The sequence below is a fragment of the Rahnella inusitata genome (assembly GCF_003263515.1).
Taxonomy (GTDB): Bacteria; Pseudomonadota; Gammaproteobacteria; order Enterobacterales; family Enterobacteriaceae; genus Rahnella; species Rahnella inusitata.
The window spans coordinates 82,129-90,237 of the sequence record NZ_JYDE01000023.1 but is presented as its reverse complement, the minus strand read 5'-3'; the positions used below and the strand labels follow the sequence as shown (position 1 = coordinate 90,237).

Below are 8,109 nucleotides of genomic sequence, written 5' to 3'. Positions count from 1 at the left end.
GATTTGTACATGTACACCATGACGCCGCGCACCGGTTTTGTGCTGATCGACACCTGGCTGTCGGGTGACCGCGAGATGTTTTACAACGCCATCAGCCACCTGTGGCTGCCGGTCACGGTGCTGGCGATGCTGTCAATGGCGGGAATTACGCGTTTGCTGCGCGCCTCCATGCTCGGCGAAATGAACAAAGAGTACGTGATTCTGGCCCGGTCGAAAGGCGCGGGCAGGGTACGCGTGCTGCTGTGTCACGTCTTCCCGAACGTGCTGGGGACACTGATTACCGTGCTGACGCTCTCCTACGCCAGCTTGCTCGAAGGTGCCGTACTGACCGAAACGGTCTTTGCCTGGCCGGGCGTCGGGCGCTATCTGACCACCGCTCTGTTCGCCGCGGATACCCCGGCAATTCTTGGCGCTACGCTGCTGATCGGCACCTGTTTTGTGCTGCTGAACGCGCTGGCTGACGCCCTTACTTATTTGCTCGATCCGCGAACCCGCTAGTGGCCTGCATATGACACAAATGATTCCTGAACAACCGACGCAGGTTGAGGCCGAAAACGAGACCCGCGTCTGGAAGCCTGCGCGGCGCATTACCGCACTCTCCATCGGCACGGTGCTGGTGGCGATTCTGGTGCTGACAGCGCTGCTGGCACCCTGGCTGGCACCGTTTGACCCAAATATCCAGCACATCGAAATGCGCCTGCTGCCGCCTTCGCATGCGCACTGGCTGGGCACCGACGGCTTTGGCCGCGACCTGCTTTCCCGTGTGGTTTATGGCGCGCGCCCAACGCTGCTGCTGGTGTCGCTGATTCTGATCCTGACCATTCCGGTCGGCATGCTGATCGGCATCAGCGCCGGGTATATCGGCGGCTGGTACGAGCGTATTGTGATGCGCCTGACGGATATTGTGATGTCATTGCCAAGTCTGGTGATGGCGCTGGCGTTAGTCGCGATCCTCGGTCCTGGCCTGATGAACGGTGCACTGGCGCTGGCTTTCACCAGCTGGCCGCCGTTTGCGCGTCAGGCGCGGGCGGAAACGCTGGCGCTGCGCCGCAGTGACTATCTGGCGGCGGCGCGGATGCAGGGCATCGGCGGTTTTCGTCTGATGTTCGGCCACATTCTGCCGCTGTGCCTGCCAAGCGCCGTGGTGCGCGCGGCGCTCAGCCTCGGCGGCATCATTCTTGCCTCTGCCGGTCTGGGCTTCCTCGGCATGGGCATTCAGCCACCGACCGCCGAATGGGGCTCGATGGTTGCAGAAGGCAGTAAAGTGATTTTCGATCAGTGGTGGGTCGCCGCTGCACCGGGCGGGGCGATTCTGTTCGCCAGCCTGGCTTTCAACCTGCTGGGCGATGGCCTGCGTGACAAAATGGATCCACGACATGGCAACTGATACGCAATCTCTCCATCAACAGCAGAACCATCAAAAAACGCTGCAAACCGACCGTCTGATTGCCAAAGACCTGACCATCTATCTGCCGGGCGACCGCCCGCTGGAGTTGGTGAAGTCGCTGTCACTCAACGTCGGACAGGAACGCGTGGCGCTGGTGGGGGAATCTGGTTCGGGTAAATCGCTGACCGCCCGCGCCCTGATGGGGCTTCTGCCGCACCCTTGCCAGATGCGCGCGACGCAACTGACGCTGGGCGATAACGACCTGACGACCCTGAAAGAGCGCGAGTGGAGCCATCTGCGCGGTAATCGTGTCTCCATGGTGATGCAGGATCCAAAACACGCGCTGAACCCGACGCAGAAAATCGGCAAGCAGGTGGAAGAACCGCTGCGCCTGCACACGCGCCTCGGGCGCAAAGAGCGTCAGGAAAAAGTGACCGATATGCTTAATGCCGTCGGTTTGCCAAATCCGGCGTTTTTGCAACAGCAATATCCGCATCAGCTGTCCGGCGGGATGGGGCAGCGTGTAATGCTGGCGATTGCGCTTATCAACGATCCTCAGTGGCTGATAGCCGATGAACCGACCTCAGCGCTGGATTTCGACATGCGCGAGCAGGTGCTCGGGCTGATCGAACGTCTGGTGGAGCAACGCAATATGGGGCTGATTCTCATCAGCCACGATTTACAGCAGGTGGCACATTACTGCGAGCGCGTGCTGGTGATGTACAAAGGTGAACTGCTGGATGAACTTCCGGCAGATCAGCTGGCGCACGCCACGCATCCCTATACCCATACGCTGTGGTCGTGCCGCCCGAGTAAGTTTACCCACGGCGAACGTCTGCCGGTGCTGGATCGTGAGCTTCTGGCTTCACTGACAAAGGAGCCTCGCCATGAGTGAAGCTATCGCGCAACTGCATCAGCTCAGCGTGTCACACCGGATGGGGCATGAAGTCCGCACCGTGGTACATAACGTCAATTTGACCATCAATAAGGGCGAATGCTTTGGCCTGGTCGGTCCGTCGGGCTGTGGGAAATCTTCGCTTTTGTGGGTGCTGGCCGGTCTTAACGGTCAGTGGGAGGGCAGCCTGAATTTGCTCGGGAACGATGTCAAACCCGGCAAACCGTTCACCGGCAGCCTGCGCCGTGACGTGCAGATGGTGTTTCAGGATCCGTATGCGTCGCTGCACCCGAAGCACAGGCTGCTGCGCACGCTGGCAGAGCCGCTGAAAATCATCAAAGAGCAGGATATCGAACAGAAAATTGCCGAAGGTTTCCGGCAGGTCGGGTTGGATCCGGCGCTCATGAACCGCTATCCGCATCAGCTCTCAGGCGGGCAGCGTCAGCGCGTGGCGATTGTCCGCGCGTTGCTGCTAAAGCCCAAACTGCTGCTGCTCGATGAGCCGACCTCTGCGCTGGATATGTCAGTGCAGGCGGAAATCCTCAATCTGCTCAATGACCTGAAAGCGGGTGGCGATCTGACCATGCTGCTGGTGAGCCATGATGCGGATGTGATTGATCACATGTGCGATCGTGCGGTGCATATGGCGAAAGGGCATGTGTTGAGCTAAACCGCTCTGTTTTCTCCTCCCCCATCCCGGCCTTCCCCTCGTGAGAGGGGAAGGCGCGATTGCCGCATCATCCCCTTTTTAGCGATAAATCCTGCCCTTTATTCCTTAATCTAATTTATTAAAATACAAAGCTTTATTTCATTGTTCTGGCCTTGCCGCTGCACCTCTACACTCGGAAAAACTGTCTTTTCACCTGTGGAGATCGACCTCAATGAAAGTACGTGTTCCTTCCCTGTTATTTCTGCTCATGATGGCGGTAACCCGTGTGGATGCGGCGACGCCGCCGGACACGCTGGTGGTGGCCGGTTCGCTTGAAGGGATTATCAGCCTGGATCCGGCGGAAAGTTTTGAAACCGTCAGTTCCGGAAATCTGGTGAACCTTTATCAGCAACTGGTGCAATCGAATCGTCAGCATCCTGACCAGCTCGATCCTGATGCCGCTGCCAGCTGGCAACCGGGGCCGGACGGGCATAGCCTGATCTTCACTTTAAAAAGCGGACAGAAATTTGCCAGCGGCAATCCGGTTACCGCCGACGATGTGATTTATTCGTTTACCCGCGTGGTGAAACTCAATAAAAGCCCGTCGTTTATTCTCGGTGAACTGGGCTGGACGCCGGAAAACGTCGACGGCAATTTGAAAAAACTAAGCGACGATAAAGTGCAGCTCAACTGGCCAGCGGACATCGGCAGCGGTCTGGTACTGAGCATTTTGTCTGCGCCGGTAGCGGGCATTGTCGACAGCAAGCTGCTCAAAGAGCATGCCGAGCAGGATGATTTCGGCAACAGCTGGCTGCGTTCCCGTTCGGCGGGCAGCGGCGCGTTTGAAGTGCGTAACTACGTGCCGCATGAAGCGCTGATTTTCAAACGTAATCCGAATGCTAAACCGCTGGCGAAGCTGGAAAACGTGCTGTTTAAAAACGTCGGCGACCCCTCCACGCGGCGTCTGCTGGTGCTTAATGGCGATGCAGATGTGGCCTACGATTTAGGTGCCGATCAGTTCAGCTCGCTGCAAAAAGAGAAGGGTGTACACGTTGCCCAGTTCCCGGCGGCCAAGGTGTTCTATCTGGCGTTTAACGTCGGCGACACGACGCAACCTGCGCTGGCGAATCCTGCACTGTGGGAAGCGGCGCGCTGGCTGGTGGATTATCAGGGGATTTCGACCGAACTGCTGAAAGGGCAATACGGCATTCATCAGACGTTCCTGCCTGACGGTCTGGCGGGGGCGATTGACGATCAGCCATTCAAATATGACGTGAATAAAGCGAAGGAAATCCTCAGTAAAGGCGGTATCGCGCCGGGTACAAAGATCGATTTGATTGTTATCAATCAGCCACCGTACTCCGATATTGCGCAGGCGCTACAGGCCAGCTTTGCGAAAGCAGATATTAACTTAGTGGTGCACCCGCTGGTGGAAAGCGACGTACTGACCCGTATGCGCGCACATAAATTCCAGTCGATCTTCACCTACTGGGGCGCGGATTATCTTGATCCTAATACCAACGCCAGCACCTTTGCGTATAACGTGCCAAACGGGCCGAAAACCCTGGCGCAGCGCATTCAGTGGGTAATCCCGGAGATAAGCAAACAAACGCGTGCGGCAGCGGCTGAGTCCGACCCCACCAAACGAAAAGCACTCTATGCAGACTTACAGCGCGAGTTGCAACGCAGTTCACCGTTTGTAGTGGCGCTTCAGAGTAAATTGCTGGTGGCGATTCGGGATAACGTGAAGGGCGCAAGCCAGAACGTGGCAGGTAGCCAGCTGTATCTTGATTCGATTACCAAAGAGTAATTTTGACAGTAATGCACGCTTTACCCACGTGGCACTCTTTATCTGCGCTGAATTTTTCTCCCCGCTGCACTCTGGCAGGGATAATGTTGAGAAAATGTCGATAAAGAGTGCAACAAGCAAAACTGTGATATTGCAGGTTGTAGCCAAAGCACTGAGAAATAAAGGATTCACAAATTCGCAGTGAGTTGGCATATAAGCTGCATTATTTATTCCACAGGGTTTCACCCCACGGAAGGCTGATCAAAGTTATCAAAAAGGCGTCCGTTAGCGTTCAGGAAAACTGAGCGCTAACTGGACGCTTTTTTTTGTGCCTGCGGGCATGCCTGAGAACTTCCGCTAGAATCACAGCACACCTTTGAAAGGACAATTTTGGATGCGAACACTCTCAGGTTGGCAAAAAGGGGGCGCGCTGTGTTTCACTCTGGGCGGAGTGCAGTATTTGCTGGCAGAGAAAATCAGCGCGCTGGCATGGCATACGCCTGACTACTCTTATCGTCAAAACTACATCAGCGATTTAGGTATTGCATCGTGCGGGATGACCGCCGATGGCCGTGATATTTGTTCACCGTTGCATATTCTGATGAACAGCGGGTTTGCGATGGAAGGCATTCTGTTTTTTATCGCCTGCTGGCTGTTGCGTCCTGTTTTTCACGAATCAGGGCGTTCGCTGTTTCTGCTGTCCGGACTGTTGCACGCAGTGGGCGGTGTGATGATTGCGCTGTTTCACAGCGGCGGCGGAACGGGCGGAGTGACGCTGCATCAGACCGGTGCGGTGATGGCGATAGCGGGCGGAAACCTGTGCTTGCTGTCTGCGGCATGGATGAAGCGTAACAGCGCAGGATGGCGTGAGTTTTCGTGGCTCAGCCTGATGCTGGGCGTCGTCGGGCTGGTCAGCATGTTCACCATATCGCTGGACGTCTTGCCGGTGGGCATCATTGAACGAATGTCGGTTTACACCATTACCGGCTGGCAGATTGTGGCGGGTATCTGGCTGTTTCTGAAAATTCAGAAATAAAAAAAGCGCCCGCAGGCGCTTAGTGATAAAGATTTCTGAATCAGCGGCCAAACAGATCGCGGCGTTTCGGTTTCACGAACTGAGCCAGCAGGACCAGCACACCGATCACCATGAAGACGCTGAACACCACGACCAGCCACTGCGGCATGCCGAGGGTCAGGAATTCCCACTGTTTCTCTGCACAGTCACCGCTGGCAACGAACATGCCAGGGAACCATTTGTCCAGAGGCAGCCAGGTTGGGAAACGTGCGGCGAAATCACAGGTCGCAAACGGAGAGGGGTGCAGCTGGATCATGGTGTGTTCCCATGACAGGCGGATCCCTTCGTAAGCGCTGTACAGCCAGATTAAGATACCGGCATAACGCAACCAGGTCGCAGGTGCAATTGCCCCCACCAGCCCTGCACCCAAAATACCCAGTAAGGCACAACGCTCATAGATACACATGACACACGGCTTAAGTAACATCACGTGTTGGAAATACAACGCAACCAGCTCGAGGATAAGCGCGGTAAGTGCCATCAGAAGCCAGGCACCGCGTCCCTGTGAGCAGCGGTTAAGATATTGCAACATAGTAATTTTTCCCTGCAGTTAGCTACTGAGACGCAGTGTAAACCAATTGCCTCACGCTGCCAGCCTGTACAAATAAAAATTAGGTAAATAATTGCGTTAAAACGGACTATTCCACTTTAATTTCGCTAATTTCTCAGAAGACAACCGTTTTAGAAATTACCGGTGTTTCATCTTTCACATCAGCCCAGCGCAATCCAGCCCATATCGGTGTACCACTGTGTCATATCCGGCAGCAGGAACTGCACACACAGCAGGCCGACCAGCGTCATCACCACCGTATAAGGCAGCGCCATCCACACCATCCGTCCGTAAGACAAACGAATCAGCGGTGCAAGCGCGGAGGTCAGCAGGAACAGGAAGGCTGCCTGCCCGTTGGGTGTCGCAACCGACGGCAAATTTGTGCCGGTATTGATAGCCACCGCCAGCAACTCAAACTGTTTGAGACTGATGGCACCACTTTCCAGCGCCGCCCTGGCCTCGTTGATATATACCGTACCGACGAAGACGTTATCCGAGACTGACGAGAGCAGGCCGTTGAAGAGATAGAACAACGACAGCTGATGTGAGGGCGCGGACTGCAACACGAAGTGGATGATCGGCGTGAACAGATGCTGCTCGATGATCACCGCGACCACGGCGAAGAAGACGGTCAGCAGGGCGGTAAACGGCAGGGATTCCTGAAAGGCTTTGCCGATGGCGTGCTCATCGGTCACGCCGCAGAACGCGGTGGCGAAGATGATCACTGAAAGACCAATCAGGCCAACTTCTGCCAGATGGAACGCCAGCGCCACAATCAGCCAGACGCCAATCAGCGCCTGAACGCCAAGCTTGATTCGTTCCTGTCGCGTACTGTTTTCACTGTTTTTTTGATCGAACTTTTTCAGCACCTCAAATACCGGCTGCGGCAACTGTGCACCATAACCAAACCAGCGGAAACGTTCGACCAGCGCACAGACGATAAAGCCGCAAATAAACACCGGCACGCTGACCGGCGACATGCGGATCAGGAAATCGGCGAACTGCCAGCCTGCGCTTTTGGCGATGATCAGGTTCTGCGGTTCACCGACCATGGTCATCACGCCGCCCAGCGCCGTGCCAACGCCCGCATGCATCATCAGGCTGCGCAGAAAGGCGCGGAACTGCTCGAGGATCGCCTGGTGCTGCTGATTGCCGGTGAAGGCGCTGTCGTCGTTGACGTCAGTGCTTTCGCTCTGATTTGAGGCGACCTTGTGGTAGATAGAATAGAAACCAACGGAAACGCTGATCACCACGGCGATCACCGTCAGGGCATCGAGGAAAGCGGACAAAAACGCAGCAGCGAAACAAAACGCCAGCGAGAGGGCGATTTTATTGCGTAAATTCAGCAGCAGTTTGGTGAAAACATACAGCAGGAGCTGCTTCATGAAGTAGATGCCAGCGACCATGAAAATCAGCAATAAGATCACTTCCAGATTGGCGGAAATCTCCTCGCGGATACGCTCCGCGCTGGTCATGCCTGTGATCACCGCTTCGATGGCCAACAAACCACCCGGCTGTAGCGGGTAGCATTTCAGCGCCATGCCCAGCGTGAAAATGAATTCCACCACCAGCATCCAGCCTGCCAGAAAGGGGCTGACCAGAAAGAATACCAGCGGATTGATGACCAGAAACGCCAGAATGGTGATTTTGTACCAGTTAGGCGATTGCCCCAGAAAGTTTTTTACAAATGCGCGCGTGAACGTAGTTTCCATATTCCCCAAAGACTCCTGTTATTATCTCTTATCTTTCAAATGGATAAACGTG

General features: G+C 55.5%; 8 protein-coding genes. 6 read left to right on the top strand and 2 right to left on the bottom strand.

Features of this window, described 5'->3' with window-relative positions:
* The 6 genes from TU92_RS15095 to TU92_RS15070 form a co-directional block, all read left to right on the top strand.
* Window positions 1-498, top strand: a 498-nt coding sequence (locus TU92_RS15095; protein WP_136627592.1) for an ABC transporter permease, incomplete at its 5' end; no start/stop codon positions are given.
* 19 nt (window positions 499-517) lie between these two features.
* Window positions 518-1,387: an ABC transporter permease gene (locus TU92_RS15090; protein ID WP_414060245.1), complete on the top strand. Its 870-nt coding sequence runs from the start codon at window positions 518-520 to the stop codon at window positions 1,385-1,387.
* The gene (locus TU92_RS15085) at window positions 1,377-2,282 is read left to right on the top strand and encodes an ABC transporter ATP-binding protein (protein ID WP_244207789.1); all 906 of its coding nucleotides are present in this window, start codon (window positions 1,377-1,379) and stop codon (window positions 2,280-2,282) included. The genes TU92_RS15090 and TU92_RS15085 overlap by 11 nt, the downstream gene beginning before the upstream one ends.
* Window positions 2,275-2,952: an ABC transporter ATP-binding protein gene (locus TU92_RS15080; RefSeq protein WP_112168037.1), complete on the top strand. Its 678-nt coding sequence runs from the start codon at window positions 2,275-2,277 to the stop codon at window positions 2,950-2,952. The genes TU92_RS15085 and TU92_RS15080 overlap by 8 nt, the downstream gene beginning before the upstream one ends.
* Window positions 2,953-3,163: 211 nt before the next feature.
* The gene (locus tag TU92_RS15075) at window positions 3,164-4,741 is read left to right on the top strand and encodes an ABC transporter substrate-binding protein (RefSeq protein ID WP_112168036.1); all 1,578 of its coding nucleotides are present in this window, start codon (window positions 3,164-3,166) and stop codon (window positions 4,739-4,741) included.
* A 373-nt stretch (window positions 4,742-5,114) separates the two neighbouring features.
* Complete coding sequence (locus TU92_RS15070) at window positions 5,115-5,756, top strand: DUF998 domain-containing protein (RefSeq protein WP_112168035.1); 642 nt, start codon at window positions 5,115-5,117, stop codon at window positions 5,754-5,756.
* Window positions 5,757-5,796: 40 nt separating this feature from the next.
* Here the strand turns inward: TU92_RS15070 and dsbB are convergent, their stop codons facing one another.
* Both dsbB and nhaB read right to left on the bottom strand, forming a co-directional pair.
* A complete protein-coding gene (gene dsbB, locus TU92_RS15065) occupies window positions 5,797-6,327 on the bottom strand; it encodes a disulfide bond formation protein DsbB (protein WP_112168034.1) in 531 nt (176 codons plus the stop codon).
* Window positions 6,328-6,506: 179 nt separating this feature from the next.
* A complete protein-coding gene (gene nhaB, locus TU92_RS15060) occupies window positions 6,507-8,057 on the bottom strand; it encodes a sodium/proton antiporter NhaB (protein ID WP_112168033.1) in 1,551 nt (516 codons plus the stop codon).
* Between the last annotated feature and the right edge of the window lie 52 nt (window positions 8,058-8,109).

Excerpts from the sequence above, each read along its gene's own strand:
- TU92_RS15090 (WP_414060245.1), top strand. The coding sequence starts at position 518 with ATGATTCCTGAACAACCGACGCAGGTTGAGGCCGAAAACGAGACCCGC.
- TU92_RS15085 (WP_244207789.1), top strand. The coding sequence starts at position 1,377 with ATGGCAACTGATACGCAATCTCTCCATCAACAGCAGAACCATCAAAAA.
- TU92_RS15080 (WP_112168037.1), top strand. The coding sequence starts at position 2,275 with ATGAGTGAAGCTATCGCGCAACTGCATCAGCTCAGCGTGTCACACCGG.
- TU92_RS15075 (WP_112168036.1), top strand. The coding sequence starts at position 3,164 with ATGAAAGTACGTGTTCCTTCCCTGTTATTTCTGCTCATGATGGCGGTA.
- TU92_RS15070 (WP_112168035.1), top strand. The coding sequence starts at position 5,115 with ATGCGAACACTCTCAGGTTGGCAAAAAGGGGGCGCGCTGTGTTTCACT.
- dsbB (WP_112168034.1), bottom strand. The coding sequence starts at position 6,327 with ATGTTGCAATATCTTAACCGCTGCTCACAGGGACGCGGTGCCTGGCTT.
- nhaB (WP_112168033.1), bottom strand. The coding sequence starts at position 8,057 with ATGGAAACTACGTTCACGCGCGCATTTGTAAAAAACTTTCTGGGGCAA.